This window comes from Halalkalibacterium ligniniphilum, from assembly GCF_000334155.1.
Classification (GTDB): domain Bacteria; phylum Bacillota; class Bacilli; order Bacillales; family Bacillaceae_D; genus Halalkalibacterium; species Halalkalibacterium ligniniphilum.
In genome coordinates this window covers 22,920-42,424 of record NZ_ANNK01000142.1, presented here as the reverse complement: position 1 = coordinate 42,424, position 19,505 = coordinate 22,920, and the positions used below count along the sequence as shown (strand labels likewise).

The window sequence follows — 19,505 nt, the reverse complement described above, 5'->3', positions numbered from 1 at the left end:
TGATAGATATGTCATTTAAAGTTGTTATCACAGATTTTGAATTTGCTTCACTAGCACCAGAGGAAGAAATCTTGAATGAGGTTGGAGCTGAGCTAGTTCGTGCCCAGTGTCGAACGGAAGAAGAAGTGATTGAAGCTTGTAAGGATGCAGATGGAATTATTAATCAATATGCGCCCATTTCCCGGAAGGTAATTGAGCAGCTAGAAAATTGTAAAGTCATTTCACGTTATGGTGTGGGAGTCAATACGATTGATTTGAAAGCGGCTACAGAAAAGGGGATCCTTGTCGGTAATGTGACAGACTATTGCATGGATGAAGTGTCTGACCATGCGTTTGCTCTTTTGATGGCGGCAGCTCGTAAAGTCGTTTTGTTAAATGATTATGTGAAAAACAACGTATGGGATTATAAAAAAGGGATTCCAATTTATCGATTGCGTGATCGAGTGCTTGGTCTTGTTGGTTTTGGTAAAATTCCACAAACATTGGCGAAGAAAGCTCAAGTGTTTGGGATTAAGGTTGTTGCCTATGATCCATTTATGCCAAAAGAGGTTGCAGCTGAAATGGGTGTTGAATTATTAGAACTAAATGAATTATGTAGACAGTCAGATTTTATTTCTGTACACGCTCCACTGACAAATGGAACCAAAGGGTTAATAAGTGATGAGCAGTTTAAAGCAATGAAGAAGGAAGCCTTCATTATTAATACAGCAAGAGGCCCTGTGATTGACGAAAAAGCACTCGTTCGTGCTTTACAAAACGAAGAAATAGCTGGAGCTGCACTTGATGTTGTAGAAGAAGAGCCAATTCCTTCTAATAGTCCATTATTGAAAATGGAAAATGTGATTCTAAACCCACATGTGGCTTGGTATTCAGAAGAATCACAGCTTGAGTTAAAACAAAAAGTTGCTCAAAATGTTGCCGATGTTGTGAAGGGAAATTTACCAAAATACCTTGTGAATAAAGAGCTTGTCAGCGTGAAAAAGTAATTTTTTAACCTGATAGTAATCCATTATGGTTACTGATAAAAAAGATGATTAAGGGGGAAAGAAACATGAAGAAAAGTCGTTTGTTTGGTGGTTTAACTGCATTGACGATGGCGTCAGTCCTTGTTCTAGCTGCTTGTGGTGGAGGCTCTGAAACAGGAGGATCAACAGCTTCAGATGGAGACGGAGCACCTGTCGAAACAAAAAACATTAAGATTGCACACTATTTTGCTGAAGACCATCCACAAAACGTTGCGCTTAAGGAAGTATTTAAGCCAATGGTAGAAGAAAACTCAGGTGGAACCTTAACGGTTGAGATTTATCCGAATAGTCAGCTTGGTGCTGAGCAGGAATTTTATGATGGTGTCCGAAATGGTACGATTGAGATGGGTATTCCTGGAATGATTATGCAGTCATCCGTTGAAAAGCTTGCAGTTGGCGAATGGCCATTTTTATTTGAAGATTACGAGCATGTGAAAAACGTATTAAATGGACCAATTGGTGAAGAGTTAACGGCTGATCTTGAAAAAATCCACGGTGTAAAACCACTTGCTTGGAGTGCGAACGGTTTCCGTATGGTCTCGAGTGATAAACCAATTGAAAGTATGGAAGATTTTAAAGGGTTCCGTATTAGAACGCCGAATATTCCTAACTATATTGAGCTATGGGAGCTAATGGGTACAAACGTTACACCACTTGCCATTTCTGAAGTGTTTACAGGTCTTGAGCAAGGCGTAATCGCTGGTCAAGAAAACCCAATTGCGACATTACGTGCGTCAGGCTGGTATGAAGTACAATCCGATGTTTTAGAATCCTATCATATGTTCAGTCCTAACTTGTACATTATTAACTCTAATTTCTGGAATGGCCTCACTCCTGAACAGCAAGAAGTGATTCAAGAGGCATCAACAGAAGCGGCAGCCTATGAGTTCGAATTAATAGAAAATAGTTATGAGGAAGACAAAGCTTATTTAGAAGAGCAGGGGCTCACGTTCACAACGCCTAGTGACGAATTCCGTCAGCAAATGAGAGATGCTGCACAGCCAATGTATGATTCTTTCTTTGAGCAATACGATTGGGCTGAAGATATGGTTGAACGTATTCGTGCAGAAGCGAATTAATCGCATAAGGGGGAAGTCTTAGGCTTTCCCCTAAACAAAATGAAAGAAGGGTTACAATTGGAGATTGTTGAAAAATTACTTAATGACGTTTCCATTCCTAAAATGTTCAAAGTTCGGCAGCGTTTCGTGGCACCAGAAATCAAAGATGTACCTGCAGAGGTTAGGACTGCGATTGAACAAGCGAATGTTCTCTCACGCATTAAAAGTGGAGATAAAGTGGCGATTGCAGTAGGAAGCCGTGGTGTTGCTGATCTTCCAATTATTACTCGAGAGGTTGTTCGTAGTGTGAAACGTGTTGGAGGGGAACCATTTATTGTTCCTGCAATGGGAAGTCATGGTGGTGCCACTGATGAAGGGCAAGCGGAGGTTCTTGCACAGCTTGGTGTCAATGAAGAAACGGTGGAAGCTCCAATTCGTTCGAGCATGGAAGTTGTCGAAGTTGGGCGTTTAGAAAATGGCTTGCCTATTTATACAGACAAGCTTGCGTACGAAGCCGACAAAATTATTATTATCAACCGTATCAAACCTCACACGGCCTTCCGTGGAAAAGTTGAAAGCGGATTGATGAAAATGGTGACGATTGGTTTAGGGAAGCAAAAAGGAGCAGAAGCGGCTCACAAATATAGCTTTAAGCATATGGATGAGCATGTGCCGCAAATGGCGAAAATTGTAATTGAAAAGACACCAGTTATTTTTGGGCTAGCAACAATTGAAAATGCCTTTGATCGCCCTGCGAAAATTGTGGCAATTCCAGCAGAAGAATTTGAAAGCAAGGAACCAGAACTTTTGCTCGAAGCGAAGGAACGTATGCCGCGTATCATGGTTGATGACATTGATGTACTGGTCATTGATGAAATTGGAAAAGATATTTCGGGAGACGGTATGGACCCTAATATTACAGGTCGATACGCTACGCCGTATGCAAGTGGTGGACCCGATGTAAGACGCATTGTTGTATTGGGCTTAACAGAAAAGACACATGGGAATGCGAATGGCATTGGCCATGCAGATTTTACGACGAAAAAAGTGTTTGAAGAGATTAAATGGGAAAAAGGATATGCAAATGCTTTAACGAGTACAGTGGTGGAGGTTGTTAAGCTTCCTATGTTTCTTTCGACAGCAGAACTGGCTGTAAAAGCTGGGATTAAGACATGTAATACGCTCACACCGGATAAAGTGAAGATTGTACGAATTGCAAATACATTAGACATAAAGGAGATTTGGATGTCTGAATGTCTATATAATTTTGCAAAGGAGCATCCCGACCTGGAAATTGTGAGTGAACCTACAGAAATGACGTTTCATTAAAGATGATCATCTACCTATATTCAAGCTTAGTTGGGCTGTTCTTTATTAGTCTTTTTCTTTCGAATATTTGGCTTGAATATGCCATAGGAACCATTGTCTTTCTTTCAATTGTTCTATCATTTCCTAAGGCAAAGCGCCTTTACAAAATAACTGGTGGGCTCTTTCTTCTTGTCGGGCTCTTGCTCTATTTTCAAACAGAAAGTCGAATAATAGACATCCCTCTTTCGATGACATCTACCGTTGTGTTGATCGCAATGTTTGTCGTTTTACCTTTTATAAACAGCATTATTGTTATTGGCCGCTATGATCGGACAATGAATAAATTATTGACCGTGAATGTGACCAACCTTGGTAGCTTTTTTGGTCGAACAGCTTCTGTTAGTTATTTAATAGGAATGTTCTTGAATATTGGTACGCTTCCTTTCGTTTACCAAGTTGTTTTTTCTAATATGAAAGAGCTTAGTAAAACGTTACGCGATACATTTATTAGTCAAGCGATGCTTCGGGGCTATGCCCTTTGTCTCGTCTGGAGCCCGATGGAAATTTTAGTAGCTATGTCGATTGATATTACAGGTGCAAGCTACCTCTCCTTATTACCATGGCTTTTAAGTTTCTCCTTTTTCTTGTTATTGATTACATGGCTAAACGGTCGCAAGTATAAAAAATACCCATTTTCTTTAGAGCAGGATACAGTTGATCTTGTGAAAGTGTTTCGGAAAATCACGGTGCTCCTTTGTTACTTAATTCTTTTTATCGTTGTGATTATCCTTACAGGTGAGTTTTTTGAACTGTCATTTTTAGAGACGGTTGCTCTTATCATTATTCCGTACTCGTTTTTTTGGGCATTAATGATTCGGCGAATCCGCAGCTATCTTACGTTTGGGATTAATGCATGGAAGCAACGTGTATCAAATTTGCAAAATTATGTTGTTTTATTTCTTGCTGTTGGATTTTTTATTCAATCATTAAATAACACCGTGTATATGGATATTCTTCAAGTGCCATTTCTTTTATTAATGGAGTACCCAATCGCTGTGTTTTTATTCATTCAATTACTTTTTTTGGGATTAGCAATGGTTGGCTTTCACCCACTTGTCACGATGAGTATTATCGGGGAATTAATACAGCCAATGCTCGGAACAATCCCGCCAATAAGTATTGCAATTGTATTAATTATTGCAGGTCTATCTACTGTCATGGCAGGACCCTTTAATATTTCTGTCTCCATTACAGGCCTGTTAACAAATCGGAATCCGTATCAAATTTCTTTATGGAATCTTGGTTTTGCTTTTATGTTTAGTAGTTTGGGAACAGGAATGGCGTATCTCATGTATGTTTTGTATGGCTAATAAAAAAAAGCTAGAAAGGAGAGGTGGAATGAACAATAAATTTCCTCTTATCGAAAACAAGGTGAATCCTTACCGAGATAATGTGCAAGGAAAAGCGAACGAACCAATCACCGTTGCTGGATTACTTGATCGTTCAAAGCAAATCCTAGGTCCAAGCTATGAAGGGGGCACCCCGGATTGGACCCTCGAAGAGATTTACAATCGACTTGAAGAGAATGCTCCGCGTATTGCAATTATTGGTGGTTCATCTGACCATCCAGCTCACATTATGGATTTTCAAACATCCGCTCGTGCAGCGATTCGGATTTGGCAAAATGGTGGTGTACCCTTTTATTTTTCAACACCTGTTATGTGTGATGGAACGGCACAGAGTAACCAAGGAATGAGTTACTCATTACAAAGCAGGAATGCTGTGGCACAAATGGTTGTAAACCAAATTGAAGCCCATAGCTATCATGGTGCTTTCGTTATCCAAGGCTGTGACAAACAACCTTTGGGCGTTGTTAGTGCCGTTGCTCATCTTGATCGGATCCGGAAAACACGCGGGGAAGCTCCGTTTTTTGCCACATTTGCACCTGCACATGTTCTTCAAGGAGGAACAATTCCAGTACAATTATTTGCAGAGCTGGAAGACGTAGCAAAACGAGCTGAACAGCAAGGTGCTGAAGATGTAGCTTATGACCTTCGTGATGCAATGGCTTATATCTTACAGTGCTCGTCGAATACAGCATTCCAAGGGGTGCTTGAGCGTGCAACCGATCGAGGCATTATTACGAAGGCAGCTCATAAGGATTATGAGAAGCGTTTGGCCGTAGCAACCTGTGATGGGCAGGGAGGGGTTTGTGCATTTAATGGTACAGGAAATAGCTCGAGACATCTTGTAGCAGGCCTTGGTCTTGTACATCCTGCACTTGAACTATTAACGGCTCCACCTGAGCAATCACAGATTAATGAAGCGATAGATAGTCTTGTTTCCCAGATCAATGACCCTATTTTTGGTGCAGCAAATATTATGGCTGCCAATATCAAAAACGCCATTCGTATCCATAGTGCATCAGGTGGTTCAACCAACTTAATGATGCACGTCGTTGCAGGAATGCTGTACGGTGGCTACAAATTCAGTCTGTGGGATTTAGACCGCATTCATCATGAACATCCAATTCCGGATCTGTTTAACTACAGTCTAACGCAAGGACGGGACATTTTCGCTTTAGCGATGCAATGCTGTGATAGTGAAAGCAGGGGAATGGAATCTCTGTTTTATGAATTGCTTGAGAACGGTGTGCCAATGGATGTGGATGCCCCAACTGTCACAGGACAAACGTGGAAAGAGCGACTGACGATGACGGATAATCTGCCAGCATCAAATGTAAAAGACAATCCAATTATTCTTTCAAAACCAAGACGTCCGTTTAGTGGGGTCGATGTATTAACAGGGAATTTCTTTGAGAGTGCTGTTGTGAAGATTAGTGGCATGGCAACATCTCAGCTTGATGCATTTGATAAAAAAGTTGCCCTTGTTCTTTATTATGAAAATGAAGATGATGCAAACGAAAGCTTATTAGACTCAAGCCTTCTTCAAAAATTAAAAGAGAAGCAAAGCTTTGCTCACGAAGATTTGCTAGCGGCAATAAAGCATAATGACGAGAAAGCATATGAAGAATGGAAAGATGATTCCTACGATGACTTATTTACAAAAATGGTCAATGAGGAAGTCATGAAAATTGCCGTCATTATTTCTGGGCAAGGTCCACAGGCGTTTGGAATGCCAGAGATGTTTACGCCAATGCAGCATATTAATGCGAATCGCAAGCTTAAAGGAATTGCGACGTTAATTAGTGATGGCCGTTATTCAGGTGTGACCTATGGTGCAGCGATTGGTCATATGACACCGGAAGCAAAAGAGGATGGTGGCATTCTTTATTTAAAAACAGGGGATTTACTCTATCTTGGCTTAAGGGAAAGAGAGATTCAATTTTTGGACCGAGAAGCGTTGCGTCAAGGAGAGCTTCGTTACTCGTTTGAAAACATTCCGAAAGAACGACAGCAGCTAGGGAAAGAGAGATTGGCTACAATTCGTCAACGCCAACGCCTTGTTGCAGCAAGCAATCGTATGACTGCCCATACCGATGCAGCAAATGGTGTTGTTCCATTCGCGGTTGCAGAAGATGCGACGCTTGATTACGAACGGGAGGTGATGTTACCTAACAGCTCAGGTAGCAAGATCAAAAACTAAATTAATCAATGTGGGGGAAATAGTTATGGAAGCAACAAAAGCCTTTTTAAAGAAATTAGGATTGCCAACAGGGGACTGTAACGATTTACCAACATCAACAAAGCGTTTTCCTGACGGAGCTCAATACCGTGTGGAGATTCCGAGTGTTGAAGGACCTAAAGCGTTTCGTACTGTGCTTGATGCCTTAGATGAATTTGATGTGGACATTCATCGTATTTCACAAGGTAGCGGCATTATGCTTCTAACGGATGATGAATTAGAAGACATGGCGAGATTAGGTCGTGAAGAAAACCTTGAGGTGAGCTTATTTGTAGGACCTAGAGGAACCTATGATATTACGCCAATGCAGCATGCGAGTGCTGGTAAAGTTGCTGCGCTCCGTTCACAAGGGATGGATCAGCTTATCTATGCTCTTGAAGATGTAAAACGCGCGTGCGCAAAGGGAATTCGTGGAATTCTAGTTGCAGATGAAGGATTACTTTGGCTTGTAAATGAGGCGAAAAAAGCAGGAGAACTACCAAGCGATTTAGTGGTGAAGGTCTCTGTACAAGTGGCACAAGCAAATCCGGTTTCGATCCGTCTTATGGAGCAAATTGGTGCAGACACCTACAACGTTCCAACTGACCTTACATTAGCTCGCCTTGCAGCGATTCGCCAAGTGTGTGATTTACCCATTGATATCTATGTGGAAGTTCCAGATGATGTTGGCGGCTACATTCGTCATTACGAAATTCCTGAAATTATCAGAGTTGCTGCGCCTGTTTACATTAAATTTGGCTTGAAAAATGCACCAAACATTTATCCATCTGGTACACATCTTGAAGATACAGCGATAAAATTATCAAGAGAGCGTGTGCGCCGTGCAAAGCTGGGGTTAGAAATGATTAAGCGTTATGCACCGGATCTTGTTGCCTCAAAAAGAGGTGCTGAAGGATTAGGGGTGCCAACTGAAGCCGAGATTTTGCAAAAATAAATTTGTAAATCAAACATCTTAAAGGTGAAAACATTGTGATATACTACTAATAACATATGATGATTTGTTATTTGGTAGTAGGAGGATTTTGTTTAATGCCAATTATTCAATCGGTGGATAGAGCTTTACAAATCTTAGATTTATTTAATGAGTATGAAACAGAGTTGAAAATTACAGATATCAGTGAGCGAATGATGCTTCATAAAAGCACTGTCCACTCTTTGTTAAAAACACTTCAAAAGCATCGTTACATTGAGCAAAACGAGGAAAACGGCAAATACCGTTTAGGACTGAAATTGTTTGAACGGGGAAGCTTTGTTATTAATAGCATTGATATTAGAGAAGTGGCGAAACCTTATCTTCACGACCTTTCTGAAAAAACAAACCAAACGATTCACTTAGTGATTCTTGATGGCAGAGAGGGTGTCTATATTGACAAGGTTGAGGGTGGAGATTCGTACGTCGTTTATTCACGAATTGGGCGAAGAATTCCGATTCATTGCAGCGGTGTAGGGAAGGCATTAGTAGCGTTCAAGTCGGAGGAAGAATTAGACAAACTGCTTGATGGCTATGAATTTATCAGACGAACAGAAAATACGATCACCAATAAAAAAGATTTCTTAAAAGAACTAGAAGAAATTCGCAGAAAAGGTTATGCTATAGATAACCAAGAAAATGAACCTGGAATACGTTGTGTTGCACTTCCAGTTCGTGATCATACAGGAGAAGTAGTAGCGGCGATTAGTATTTCTAGTCCAGTGATGCGCGTTAACGATGAAAAATTGAATGAATACGTAGAGCTGCTCAAAAAAGAAACCGAAGCGTTATCGGTAAAGCTAGGCTACGGCTATCAAATGTCATGATAATATTTTAAAAAAATGAACAATCTCTACCATTTATTTCTTGTATTGTTCATTTTTTATATCTATATGCAAGAACTCGGTTTTATAATATAAAACAATTGGAGGACTTTAACATGCGTATTATTCGATTTAAACAAAAAAACGAAGCTGCATTAGCAGCAGTAACAGATGACGATAAAATTTATCAACTTCCTTATACAAGTTTGTTAGAAGTTGTTGAGGTGGCTAAAGAAAAGGGGCTGACACCTGTTTCTTTTATTAATGAACATATTCAGGAGCAAGTTCCAGTTGATAAAAAGTTAGAAGAATTACAATTGCTTGTTCCAATTGAAGCTCCAGAGGTTTGGGCATCTGGGGTAACATATCAAAAGAGTAAGGAAGCACGTAATTACGAAGCTACTGGCGGAAAGCTTGATGCCACAACATTCTATGACAAAGTCTATGATGCAGAACGACCGGAAATTTTCTTTAAATCAACGAAAGAACGTACGATTGGTCAAAATGATGACTTGTTTCTTCGCAGTGACTCAAACTGGCAAATTCCAGAGCCAGAACTAGGTCTTGTGTTAGCTAGTGACGGTGAAATCATCGGTTATACAATTGGTAACGACATGAGCTGCCGTGATATTGAAGGTGAAAATCCACTTTATTTACCTCAGGCCAAGCTTTGGACTCGTTCTTGCTCGATCGGGCCAGCGATCCGCTTAGCTGAAACAGTGGAGAACGCGTATGATTTAACGATTACTTGCCGCATCTACCGCAATGATAAGCTTGAGTTCGAAGGCTCTGCAAGTACAGGACAATTAAAGCGAAAGTATGATGAGCTTGTTTCATTTTTGTTGAGAGATAACACGGTATTTGCGGGAACCGTTTTGCTTACTGGAACGTGTATTGTTCCTCCGAATGAATTTACACTTGCAGACAATGATTGCGTTGACATTGAAATTTCTGGTATCGGTGTGCTTAGCAACCCAATCAAAAGCCAAGCTCCAGTAAAAAGTGGAGTGTAAGCCATCCTTTTTTGCTAGACCGTTCAAACTAGTAAACAATTAAAAGAGAGGTAGCAAACATGACAAGTGCTCATAAGGCAGTGATGATGAAGCCGCAGGACAAGGTAGCTGTCGCTTTGACAGCCCTTGAGGCTGGTACAGAGATTTTTGTCACATGTGAAGGGAAAACGATTAACGTCACGCTAAAAGACCCCATCGAGTTTGGTCATAAATTTGCAGTTACTTCAATGATTGCTGGTGAAGATATTATCAAATATGGGGAAGTGATCGGAGCAGCGAGTCAAGCGATTTCAGCTGGCCAACATGTTCATGTTCATAATCTGGAAGGGAAAAGAGGAAGAGGTGACAAGGTGTGAGCGAATTTACGAACGGAAAGTTTTGGGGCTATCGCCGACCTGATGGAAAAGTAGGAGTGCGAAACCATGTGTTAATTCTTCCGACGATTACCTGTGCTACTCAAGCAGCCAAACAAATTACTGAGCTCGTTCAGGGTACCGTATCTTTTATCCATCAGCATGGATGTGCACAAGTAGGTGTTGATTATGAACAAACGTTTCGCACCTATGCAGGCATGGGATTAAATCCGAATGTATATGGGGTCGTTGTGCTCGGATTAGGCTGTGAGACACACCAAGCACGGAGTGTAGCAGATGAAATTGCAAAAAGTGGGAAACCGGTTGAAACCGTCTCCATTCAAGAACATGGTGGAACCTTGATGACGATTGCTGAAGGTGCACGGATTGCAGCGAAAATGGTTCAAGACGCATCTGCTCAAACCCGTGAACTATGTGATTTTAGTGAGTTGATTATTGGAACAGAGTGTGGGGGATCCGATGCATGTTCTGGTCTATCTGCGAATCCAGCTGTTGGTGTAGTCAGTGATTTAGTAGTTGATCATGGTGGAACAGCGATTCTCGCTGAAACAACTGAATTGATTGGGGCTGAACATTTACTTGCTAATCGTGCAGTTGACGAACAAGTTGCAAAGCGAGTATATGAAGTCATTGAAGCGATGGAAAACCGCTCCATTCAAATGGGTGTAGACATTCGTACGGGGAATCCGAGTCCTGGAAATATTCGTGGTGGATTAAGCTCCCTTGAAGAAAAGTCTCTTGGTGCAGCGAATAAAGCTGGAACAAAACCGCTTCAGGAACTCATTAATTATGCGGAAGCACCGACGAAAAAAGGGCTTGTCTGGATGGATACGCCAGGCCATGATATTGAGCAATTGACAGGAATGGTCGCAGGTGGAGCCCAAGTCGTTTTGTTCACAAGTGGTCGAGGAACACCTACAGGTTCTCCGATTGCCCCCGTCATTAAAATTGCTACCAATACGAGCATGTTTGAAAGCATGGGAGACAATATGGATCTCAATGCCGGGACAATTATTGAAGGCAAAGAAACCGTACAAGATGTTGGACAACGTATCTTCTCTGAAATCAAAGCGGTTAGCTCAGGAAAATTAACAAAAGCAGAGATTTTAAAACAGCATGATTTTGGTATTTGGAGAATTGGACCGACATTTTAATCGTTTCATAGAAAACTAGAAGTAAATGGAGGAGTACAAAATGGCAACAAACGTAGAAGTAAAAAGATGCTTGAATTTTATTAACGGTGAATGGGTGAAGGCTGCAAATGATGATGTTCAAGCAAGCACCAACCCTGCTAATGCTGAAGAGATCGTAGGTTATGTTCAAAAATCGACGAAGGAGGACTTGGATCAAGCGGTTGCAGCAGCAAGTGATGCTGCAAAGGCATGGAGAAAGCTATCAGGTGCTGAACGCGGAAGCTATTTATTCAAAGCGGCTGACATTTTAGAATCACGCCTTGATGATATTGCGGAAACGATGACACGTGAAATGGGAAAAACATTCCCTGAAGCAAAAGGTGAAACAGCACGTGGTGTAGCGATTCTTCGCTACTATGCAGGAGAAGGCATGCGCAAAGTCGGCGATGTGATCCCTTCAACGGATTCAAAGGCACTTATGTTTACAACACGGGCACCTTTAGGAGTTGTTGGTGTTATCACACCGTGGAACTTCCCAGTGGCAATTCCGATTTGGAAAATTGCTCCAGCTATTATTTACGGAAATACCGTTGTATTCAAGCCTGCTCAAGAAGCTGCTGTAACAGCTGCAAAGGTCGTAGAATGCTTTGAAGCTGCTGGATTACCTGCAGGGGTTGTTAACTTCATTACTGGAGCAGGTTCTGTTATTGGGCAAGGGATCATCGACCATGAAAGGATTAACGGGATTACCTTCACAGGTTCAGACGCTGTTGGTAAGCAAGTTGGTCAAGGTGCACTTGCTCGTGGGGCGAAGTATCAACTTGAAATGGGTGGCAAAAACCCGGTCATTGTCGCTGCAGATGCAGATCTTGATTTAGCGGTTGAAGCAACCATTAGCGGAGGATTGCGCTCTACAGGTCAAAAATGTACAGCAACAAGCCGTGTTATTGTGGAAAGCAGTATATATGAAGAATTCCGTGAAAAGTTAGTAGCAAAGGTGAAAGAAATTAAAGTGGGCAACGGATTAGAAGGCGATACATGGATGGGGCCTTGTTCAAGTGAAGGACAATTAAACACTGTCCTTTCTTATATTGAAAAGGGTATTGAGGAAGGTGCTCAATTAATTCATGGTGGAAAACGCTACACTGAAAATGGCTGCGAAAAAGGTTATTATGTAGAGCCTACAGTATTTGATAATGTAAGTAACGATATGGTCATTGCACAGGAAGAAATCTTTGGACCAGTTCTAGCTCTTATTAAGGTTGATTCCTTAGAGGAAGCTCTGAAAGTTGCCAATGATGTTAAATTTGGCTTAAGTGCTTCTATCTTCACAACAAATATTCAGAACATGCTTGATTTCGTTGAAGATATAGATGCTGGACTTGTTCGTATCAACGCTGAAAGTGCGGGAGTTGAATTGCAGGCTCCATTTGGAGGAATGAAACAATCTAGCTCTCACTCTCGTGAACAAGGCCAAGCGGCGATTGAGTTCTTTACTTCGATTAAAACAGTGTTTGTAAAAGGTTCATAGAAAGTCGTCCATTGTCATTCTCCTCTACTCAGTCATGGAGTAGAGGAGAAGCATCCGTCTACTTATTTTAATATTTTAAATGTTTTAAAGAGGAGGAAATATGAAAACGCTAACATTTTATTCAAATGGAGCCTTGAAGCTTGGACTGGAAACAGAGGCTGGTGTGATTGATGTTGAATCAGCCGCAAAACAATCGGAGCTTGAAGATACACCAATATCCGTTCAACAGGTCATTGAAGGTGGAGAAAAGGCACTTGAAAAATTGAGAGCGCTTCAAAAAAAGGCACTGGAAAAGGGAATTCAGCATCTTAAGCTTGAAGAACTGAAGCTTGGTCCGGCCGTTCCAGCGCCATCTAAACTCATTTGTATTGGCTTAAATTATAAAAGACATGCAGATGAATGCAATCTCCCTTATCCAAAAGAACCGGTTGTTTTCAGTAAGTTTTCAAATGCTTTAACTGGGCACAAAAATGAGATTGTGATACCGAAAGAAGCACATCAAGTGGACTACGAGGTAGAGTTAGCTATTATTATTGGCGCAAAAACAAAAAAAATTTCTGAGCAGGATGCCCTTTCAGCTGTGTATGGATATGCAACAGCAAATGACGTGTCTGCCCGTGACTGGCAGTTTAAAAGTGCACAATGGTTGCTTGGAAAAACAGTAGATGATTTTTGTCCAGTAGGGCCGTACCTTGTAAGCAAAGATCAGGTCCTAAATCCAAATAAATTATTACTGAAAACGGAGGTAAATGGTGAGGTTCGTCAAAATTCAACCACGGCGGATATGATTTTTAGTTGTGAACAAATCATCAGTTACTTATCACATCATATGACACTGTGCCCTGGAGATATCATTCTTACAGGAACGCCTGAAGGGGTCATCATGGGGGAGCCTGAAGACAAAAGAAATTGGTTAAAAGACGGAGATGTCGTCACTGTAGAAGTGGAAGGGCTTGGAAAGTTAGAAAATACGTTTCGTAAATAATGAACGCTTCACAAAAAAATAATGATATGAGGGGGAAATGAAGGTGAAAAAGAGTTTATTTTGGCTTGGTATGTTATTCATTTTAGTCCTTGCAGCGTGTGGTGGCAACGATTCAAGCACTGAACCTGCTAATAACGAAGCGCAGGCAGTTGAAGCAGTTGAAAGCAGTGGGGATGTCAAAACTCTTCGTCTTAGTATTGGTGTAAATGAAGGCCATCCACAAGAAATCGCAGCGCAAAAATTTAAAGAGTTAGTTGAAGAGCGTAGTGAAGACTTTAAAGTAGAGGTCTATCATTCTGGACAAATTGCCGATGACCGTACGGCCACTGAAATGCTTCAGCTTGGTTCACTTGAAATCACGATTCCTTCAACATCACCAGTTGTGAATTTTGTTCCAGAGTATGGTGTGTTTGATTTACCTTTCACCATTCCAAATGCTGAAGTGGCCGATAAAGTATTAGATGGCCCGTTTGGTGATAAGATGCTTGGACTTTTAGAATCACAAAACATTGTCGGTTTAGCTTGGTGGGAAAATGGATTTAGACAATTAACAAATAATGAACGCCCAGTAGCAACGCTTGAAGATGTAAAAGGACTTTCGGTTCGTACAATGGAAAATGAAATCCATATTGATGCGTGGGCAGCACTAGGTGCGAACCCAACGCCAATTGCGTTCACTGAATTATTTGCCGCATTACAGCAAGGGACAATCGATGGTCAGGAGAATCCATACCCGAACATTGAGATGAGTCGTTTTTATGAAGTGCAAAATTACATGTCAAATACGAATCATGTCTATACACCGTTTGTCTTTTTAATGAGTAAGCCTGTCTGGGAAGAGATGACAGAAGAACAACAAACCTTAATTCGAGAAGCGGCTGTTGAAGCAGGTCAATATAACCGAGAAGTCAACCGCCAAGGGGATCAGGAAAGCTTAGATAAGCTAAAAGAGGAGCTAGAGTTTACTGAAATTTCACCTGAAGAAATTCAACGATTCCGAGATGCTGTGGCTCCAGTTATTGAAAAACACGCTGATGCGATCGGACGGGAAATTGTAGAAGAGTATCTAGCAGAGATTGAGAACCAATCATAAAGTGACTTATTGATAAGAATCGTTAGGAAGAAATAGGGAAATGTTTTATTCTTTTCCTATTTTCTTTGTGTAGTTTATCAAGTGGGCTGAAGCTCAAGGGGAAAAGTAGAGTAAGGATATAATGATTACGCCTTTCTATAGGTTGAGAGTATGTTATTTTTTAACTGAAGCAATAAGTGAAAAATTTTCGAACGTAGGTTTTAATATGGTACATTAGATTTGAAGGGCTATCATACAGGACGTATGAATGAAGCGATTTTTTTTAAGACGCTGGAGCTGATTCTTACAACCAGTAGATAGATACGACCATGAATGATAAAGGAGAGCGTCGCATGAGAACATTATATGTAGATTGTGGAATATCAGGAATTAGCGGAGATATGACGTTAGCTATGCTGATTGATTTAGGCGCTAATCTTGCTTTAATTGAGGAAAAGCTTAAGGAGTTTCCGATTGAGCGATTTCGAATTGAGGTAGAAGGGATCATAAAAAAAGGCATCTATGCCCAAAAGCTCGAAGTGGTTGAGGAAGAAGAACGGGCTACCCACCATCGTCATTATTCAACGATTAAGAAGATGATTGAGGAGTCGAGTGTCTTATCTGATAAGACAAAGGAGCTTAGCATAAAAATTTTCCACCCGATTGCGGAGGCAGAAGCGAAAATTCACCATTCTACAATGGAAAAAGTACACTTTCATGAAGTGGGCGCAGTTGATTCAATTGTTGATATTGTCGGTGTCGCTCTTGCGATTGAACAGTTAGAAATCGATCATATTGTCGCTTCGCCTGTTGTCGTTGGTTCGGGCTCGATCGATATTGATCATGGCCGCTATCCAATTCCTGCTCCTGCGACGCTTGAAATTTTAAAAGGGATACCAATCAAGCGTACGACGGTCACAGGAGAGCTAACGACACCAACTGGTGCAGGGATTTTAAAAGGGTTGGTTGATGAATTTGGACCGATTCCAACAATGATGATTGAAAAAATAGGTTATGGTGCTGGGAAAAAAGACTTTGACCACCACCCGAATGTTTTAAGAGGAATGATTGGAGAAACCCTATAATTTAAGTGAAAAGAAAATCCATACACAAAACGAAGGTAACCATAAACCTCCGTTTTTGAATGGATTTTTTAATTAATTTAAAATGAATGTCATTTTGGATTTATGTAACATTACGCCATACTTCCTGATAGACGATTTTTAAAGGGACGTTGTTTGCCTTTGCAAGACGTTTGCAATCCTCGTATTCAGGTGCCACTTGAACAACTTCGCCTTCCAACAGCCCTTCTTTCATTGTGACGGTGCCCCATTTCGTTTCTAGCTTATAAAAACGTCGTTCCAAACGATGAACAGAAAGTGGATAATAGCGAACCCCTAAGGTCGTGGTTTCTTTAAATAGGATTTGTTTTATCTTTTCAAAATCCTCATTTCGACATAATAATTGAAGCATCACAGCTGGTCGGTTTTTCTTCATATAAATGGGTACATAATATACGTCTCTTGCACCTTCTGAAAGAAGTTTATCCATAAGGTGGCCAAGCCATTCAGGTGAAATGTCGTCTAAATTTACTTCAAGCTTATACATTTCTGAGTCAATATGTTCATTCGAAGTTGTATCCATCATGACCCTACCTTCTTTTTCAAAGTTTACAATGGCGTCTCTGTATATTCTTAATATCAAATGTTGGGATACATATCATATTAGCATAGAATAAAGAAAAAAGCGGGTGAAACACTAAAAAAAATCATACAACGAAGGAGCATTTTCATCATGAAAAAACACCCATTGCTTTTGTTAATTTCATTCTTTCTCCTAGCCATATTGCACCAGCAAGATGCCCTTGCCTATGATACGACGTTATACCATTGGAGCTTTAAACCAGAAAAAGAAAACAAGCCTGTGACAACAGAGCCACATTTTTTAACAATGCTTGAGCAGCACGGAGGCATTTTTATTGGGGATATATCAAAAAAAGAGCTTTATTTAACGTTTGATAATGGTTATGAAAATGGCTTCACAGCTATGATTTTGGACGTTCTTAAACAGAAAAAAGTTCCGGCAGCTTTTTTTGTGACAGGTCACTATTTAAAAACAGAAGGGGAGCTAGTTCAACGGATGGTACAAGAAGGTCATATCATAGGCAATCATTCATGGCATCATCCAAGCTTGCCCAAAATTAGTGACGAAAGGCTTAAAGAAGAGTTAGAAAGCATCAAAACAACGTTCACTGAAATAACAGGTATAGATGAAATGCACTATTTACGTCCACCGCGGGGAGAGTTTAGTGAGAGGTCATTGGCCCTCTCTCATCAACTCGGCTATACGAACGTTTTTTGGTCGATGGCCTACAAAGATTGGGAAGTTGATAAACAAAAAGGAGCTTCATTCGCCTATGAGCAAATTATGAAGCGTATTCATCCAGGTGCAGTCATGCTCCTTCATTCCGTATCAAAGGATAATGCAGAAGCGCTCGGGCGAGTCATTGATGATGCAAGAAAGCACGGATATGAATTTAAAAGCTTAGATGATTTAATGCTGAAAAGAAAAATGGAGGCTCTTCCAATGTCCGGAGAAGAGCGTTAAAAGAAAAAGGCCGTCAGAGGAACTCATCCCTCACAACGGCTTTATTATTCATTAGTTTGCAAAGCTTTCCTGTCCAATCGCCGTGGCAATGGTTTCAAGTGTGCTGAGGTCGGTCACATCAAATGCAATCGATTGTAAAGTACGAACAATTAACATTCCAATTTCTTGATCGGATGAGTTTTTAATTGGAAATTTCAATTCACCGTTACAATCCCAGCGCAAATCTTTATCAAAATCTGAGGCGGCTACAAGCTTATGATTGACGTTTTCATAAACATAAATGCCAGCCCAATCAATATACGGGACTTGAATCACAAGGCTTTCAACCGTCTTTTCAAATATTGATTGCAAGCTTTCTTTTTTGTAGACATGAGCCATAATCTGTAAGGAAGCTATGTCTGTTGGTATTGACAACGTTTATCACCCTTTTCATTACGTGTTCTTCCCCCATTCTAGCAAAAAAAATCTTGAATCGCGCTAGTAAGTTTAGGAAGTGAACAGCAGACATGATATAATGGGGAACGCGAGAAGGACGGGAGTTGAGCATATGAATCGTTCAAAAATTACGAAGGAAAAATCAACGGTTACGATCGAAAAAGGACAGCAATTTCCACTGACAATTAAGAGACTTGGCATTAACGGTGAAGGAGTAGGCTATTTTAAACGACAGGTGGTGTTCGTTCCAGGAGCCCTTCCAGGAGAGGAAATCGTAGCAGAGGTTACAAAGGTAAACCCTCGCTTTGCTGAAGCAAGAATTAAGAAGATTAGAAAGAAATCAGCTGAGCGAATCACTCCACCCTGTCCAATTTATGATCGATGCGGAGGATGTCAGCTTCAGCATTTAGATTATCAAGCGACATTGAGGGAAAAAAGAAGCATTGTTAAGCAAGCATTTGAACGCTATACAAACATGAACATGGCTCATATCGAAATTCGTCAGACGATCGGGATGGAAAATCCTTGGGCGTATCGAAACAAAAGTCAAATGCAGGTTGGAAAGGAGAAGGAGAGAGTATTAGCTGGACTATTTGCCATGAACTCTCATCTATTAATTGATCTATCTGAATGCATGGTTCAGCATCCTTTGGCAAATAAAGCTACGCAGGTGATAAAGACCATTCTTCAGGATCTCAACATTCCGATTTATGATGAGCGTAAACGTAAAGGACTTGTTCGCTCAATTGTGACACGTGTTGGATTTGAAACGGGCCATCTTCAAGTTGTGCTTGTAACAACAGAGGAGAGGATACCGAGAAAAGAGCTTCTGATTGAAGAGATCAAAAAGCGTTTGCCAGAGGTTCACTCCTTGCAGCAAAATATTAATGGAAAGAAAACTTCGCTTATTTTTGGTGAGGAAACCATCCATCTTCACGGGGAAGAAGAGATTGAAGAAAAGCTTGGCAGTCTTTCATTTTCCCTCTCTGCTCGCGCCTTCTTTCAGCTCAACCCGAAGCAGACGGTTCGCCTTTACGATGAAGCAAAAAAAGCTGCCAAATTAACGGGGGAAGAGCGAGTCGTTGACGCTTATTGCGGGGTCGGAACGATTGGGCTGTGGCTGGCTGATCAAGCGAAAGAAGTACGAGGCATGGATATAATTCCTGCAGCAATTGAGGATGCAAGAAAAAACGCAAAACGTCATGGCTACGACCATATGACGTACGAGGTAGGAAAAGCAGAAGATGTCGTTTTAAAGTGGGTAAAAGACGGCTGGAAGCCAGATGTGTTTGTTGTCGACCCACCACGCACTGGCTGTGATGACAAGCTTTTAAATACAATGATCCGCGTGAAGCCAAAACGCATTGTCTACGTATCCTGTAACCCGTCCACCTTGGCAAAAGATGTAGAACAATTGAGAAAAGCTGGATATCAGCTGAATTATGTTCAGCCTGTTGACATGTTTCCGTGGACGAGCCAGGTGGAGTGTGTTTCACAGTTAGTGTTAAAAAATGATTGAGAGGGA

The 19,505-nt window shown here is 40.9% G+C and carries 18 protein-coding genes; 16 read left to right on the top strand and 2 right to left on the bottom strand.

The window, feature by feature from the left end:
* Nucleotides 1-8 precede the first annotated feature (8 nt).
* From BLT_RS0117280 to BLT_RS0117215, 14 genes are all read left to right on the top strand, one after another.
* Nucleotides 9-986 carry a C-terminal binding protein gene (locus BLT_RS0117280; RefSeq protein ID WP_017728998.1) on the top strand — a complete coding sequence of 326 codons (978 nt, stop codon included), beginning with the start codon at nucleotides 9-11 and terminating at the stop codon, nucleotides 984-986.
* Nucleotides 987-1,051: 65 nt separating this feature from the next.
* Nucleotides 1,052-2,104 carry a TRAP transporter substrate-binding protein gene (locus BLT_RS0117275; protein WP_017728997.1) on the top strand — a complete coding sequence of 351 codons (1,053 nt, stop codon included), beginning with the start codon at nucleotides 1,052-1,054 and terminating at the stop codon, nucleotides 2,102-2,104.
* A 39-nt stretch (nucleotides 2,105-2,143) separates the two neighbouring features.
* Nucleotides 2,144-3,412: a lactate racemase domain-containing protein gene (locus BLT_RS0117270; RefSeq protein WP_017728996.1), complete on the top strand. Its 1,269-nt coding sequence runs from the start codon at nucleotides 2,144-2,146 to the stop codon at nucleotides 3,410-3,412.
* Nucleotides 3,413-3,414: 2 nt separating this feature from the next.
* Nucleotides 3,415-4,761: a hypothetical protein gene (locus BLT_RS0117265; RefSeq protein ID WP_017728995.1), complete on the top strand. Its 1,347-nt coding sequence runs from the start codon at nucleotides 3,415-3,417 to the stop codon at nucleotides 4,759-4,761.
* Between the two features lie 28 nt (nucleotides 4,762-4,789).
* Nucleotides 4,790-6,997 (top strand): dihydroxy-acid dehydratase domain-containing protein, encoded by a 2,208-nt coding sequence (locus tag BLT_RS0117260; RefSeq protein ID WP_017728994.1) that lies wholly within the window; start codon nucleotides 4,790-4,792, stop codon nucleotides 6,995-6,997.
* A gap of 25 nt (nucleotides 6,998-7,022) precedes the next feature.
* Nucleotides 7,023-7,970 (top strand): U32 family peptidase, encoded by a 948-nt coding sequence (locus tag BLT_RS0117255; protein WP_017728993.1) that lies wholly within the window; start codon nucleotides 7,023-7,025, stop codon nucleotides 7,968-7,970.
* Between the two features lie 95 nt (nucleotides 7,971-8,065).
* Nucleotides 8,066-8,833, top strand: a complete 768-nt coding sequence (locus BLT_RS0117250) for an IclR family transcriptional regulator (RefSeq protein ID WP_017728992.1) — start codon at nucleotides 8,066-8,068, stop codon at nucleotides 8,831-8,833.
* Nucleotides 8,834-8,946: 113 nt separating this feature from the next.
* Nucleotides 8,947-9,843 (top strand): fumarylacetoacetate hydrolase family protein, encoded by an 897-nt coding sequence (locus BLT_RS0117245; protein ID WP_017728991.1) that lies wholly within the window; start codon nucleotides 8,947-8,949, stop codon nucleotides 9,841-9,843.
* Nucleotides 9,844-9,902: 59 nt separating this feature from the next.
* Entirely contained in the window at nucleotides 9,903-10,199 is a 297-nt protein-coding gene (locus tag BLT_RS0117240; protein WP_017728990.1) for a UxaA family hydrolase, read from the top strand.
* Nucleotides 10,196-11,371 (top strand): UxaA family hydrolase, encoded by a 1,176-nt coding sequence (locus tag BLT_RS0117235; protein ID WP_017728989.1) that lies wholly within the window; start codon nucleotides 10,196-10,198, stop codon nucleotides 11,369-11,371. Before BLT_RS0117240 ends, BLT_RS0117235 begins: the two co-directional genes overlap by 4 nt.
* A 40-nt stretch (nucleotides 11,372-11,411) precedes the next feature.
* Entirely contained in the window at nucleotides 11,412-12,881 is a 1,470-nt protein-coding gene (gene gucD / locus BLT_RS0117230; RefSeq protein WP_017728988.1) for an alpha-ketoglutaric semialdehyde dehydrogenase GucD, read from the top strand.
* Nucleotides 12,882-12,981: 100 nt separating this feature from the next.
* Nucleotides 12,982-13,866 carry a fumarylacetoacetate hydrolase family protein gene (locus tag BLT_RS0117225; RefSeq protein WP_017728987.1) on the top strand — a complete coding sequence of 295 codons (885 nt, stop codon included), beginning with the start codon at nucleotides 12,982-12,984 and terminating at the stop codon, nucleotides 13,864-13,866.
* Nucleotides 13,867-13,903: 37 nt separating this feature from the next.
* Nucleotides 13,904-14,959 carry a TRAP transporter substrate-binding protein gene (locus BLT_RS0117220; protein ID WP_035426011.1) on the top strand — a complete coding sequence of 352 codons (1,056 nt, stop codon included), beginning with the start codon at nucleotides 13,904-13,906 and terminating at the stop codon, nucleotides 14,957-14,959.
* A gap of 332 nt (nucleotides 14,960-15,291) precedes the next feature.
* A complete protein-coding gene (locus BLT_RS0117215) occupies nucleotides 15,292-16,023 on the top strand; it encodes a LarC family nickel insertion protein (RefSeq protein WP_017728985.1) in 732 nt (243 codons plus the stop codon).
* A gap of 100 nt (nucleotides 16,024-16,123) precedes the next feature.
* Here the strand turns inward: BLT_RS0117215 and larC are convergent, their stop codons facing one another.
* Nucleotides 16,124-16,585 carry a nickel insertion protein gene (gene larC / locus BLT_RS0117210; RefSeq protein WP_017728984.1) on the bottom strand — a complete coding sequence of 154 codons (462 nt, stop codon included), beginning with the start codon at nucleotides 16,583-16,585 and terminating at the stop codon, nucleotides 16,124-16,126.
* Between the two features lie 147 nt (nucleotides 16,586-16,732).
* On the opposite strand from larC, the gene pdaA reads away from it, so the two are divergent.
* Nucleotides 16,733-17,545, top strand: coding sequence for a delta-lactam-biosynthetic de-N-acetylase (gene pdaA, locus BLT_RS0117205; RefSeq protein WP_017728983.1), 813 nt, complete (start codon nucleotides 16,733-16,735; stop codon nucleotides 17,543-17,545).
* 51 nt (nucleotides 17,546-17,596) lie between these two features.
* Here pdaA and BLT_RS0117200 read toward each other — a convergent pair whose 3' ends face one another.
* On the bottom strand, nucleotides 17,597-17,959 hold the full coding sequence (locus BLT_RS0117200) for a hypothetical protein (RefSeq protein WP_017728982.1): 363 nt from the start codon (nucleotides 17,957-17,959) through the stop codon (nucleotides 17,597-17,599).
* A gap of 133 nt (nucleotides 17,960-18,092) precedes the next feature.
* On the opposite strand from BLT_RS0117200, the gene rlmD reads away from it, so the two are divergent.
* Nucleotides 18,093-19,499, top strand: a complete 1,407-nt coding sequence (gene rlmD, locus BLT_RS0117195) for a 23S rRNA (uracil(1939)-C(5))-methyltransferase RlmD (RefSeq protein WP_017728981.1) — start codon at nucleotides 18,093-18,095, stop codon at nucleotides 19,497-19,499.
* The last annotated feature ends 6 nt before the right edge of the window (nucleotides 19,500-19,505 follow it).

Bases quoted from the DNA above. Each gene is read 5' to 3' on its own strand.
- BLT_RS0117240 (WP_017728990.1), top strand. From the start codon at position 9,903: ATGACAAGTGCTCATAAGGCAGTGATGATGAAGCCGCAGGACAAGGTA.
- gucD (WP_017728988.1), top strand. From the start codon at position 11,412: ATGGCAACAAACGTAGAAGTAAAAAGATGCTTGAATTTTATTAACGGT.
- pdaA (WP_017728983.1), top strand. From the start codon at position 16,733: ATGAAAAAACACCCATTGCTTTTGTTAATTTCATTCTTTCTCCTAGCC.
- BLT_RS0117260 (WP_017728994.1), top strand. From the start codon at position 4,790: ATGAACAATAAATTTCCTCTTATCGAAAACAAGGTGAATCCTTACCGA.
- BLT_RS0117275 (WP_017728997.1), top strand. From the start codon at position 1,052: ATGAAGAAAAGTCGTTTGTTTGGTGGTTTAACTGCATTGACGATGGCG.
- larC (WP_017728984.1), bottom strand. From the start codon at position 16,585: ATGATGGATACAACTTCGAATGAACATATTGACTCAGAAATGTATAAG.
- BLT_RS0117255 (WP_017728993.1), top strand. From the start codon at position 7,023: ATGGAAGCAACAAAAGCCTTTTTAAAGAAATTAGGATTGCCAACAGGG.
- BLT_RS0117270 (WP_017728996.1), top strand. From the start codon at position 2,144: ATGAAAGAAGGGTTACAATTGGAGATTGTTGAAAAATTACTTAATGAC.
- BLT_RS0117245 (WP_017728991.1), top strand. From the start codon at position 8,947: ATGCGTATTATTCGATTTAAACAAAAAAACGAAGCTGCATTAGCAGCA.
- BLT_RS0117215 (WP_017728985.1), top strand. From the start codon at position 15,292: ATGAGAACATTATATGTAGATTGTGGAATATCAGGAATTAGCGGAGAT.
- BLT_RS0117265 (WP_017728995.1), top strand. From the start codon at position 3,415: ATGATCATCTACCTATATTCAAGCTTAGTTGGGCTGTTCTTTATTAGT.
- BLT_RS0117220 (WP_035426011.1), top strand. From the start codon at position 13,904: ATGAAGGTGAAAAAGAGTTTATTTTGGCTTGGTATGTTATTCATTTTA.
- BLT_RS0117225 (WP_017728987.1), top strand. From the start codon at position 12,982: ATGAAAACGCTAACATTTTATTCAAATGGAGCCTTGAAGCTTGGACTG.
- rlmD (WP_017728981.1), top strand. From the start codon at position 18,093: ATGAATCGTTCAAAAATTACGAAGGAAAAATCAACGGTTACGATCGAA.
- BLT_RS0117250 (WP_017728992.1), top strand. From the start codon at position 8,066: ATGCCAATTATTCAATCGGTGGATAGAGCTTTACAAATCTTAGATTTA.
- BLT_RS0117280 (WP_017728998.1), top strand. From the start codon at position 9: ATGTCATTTAAAGTTGTTATCACAGATTTTGAATTTGCTTCACTAGCA.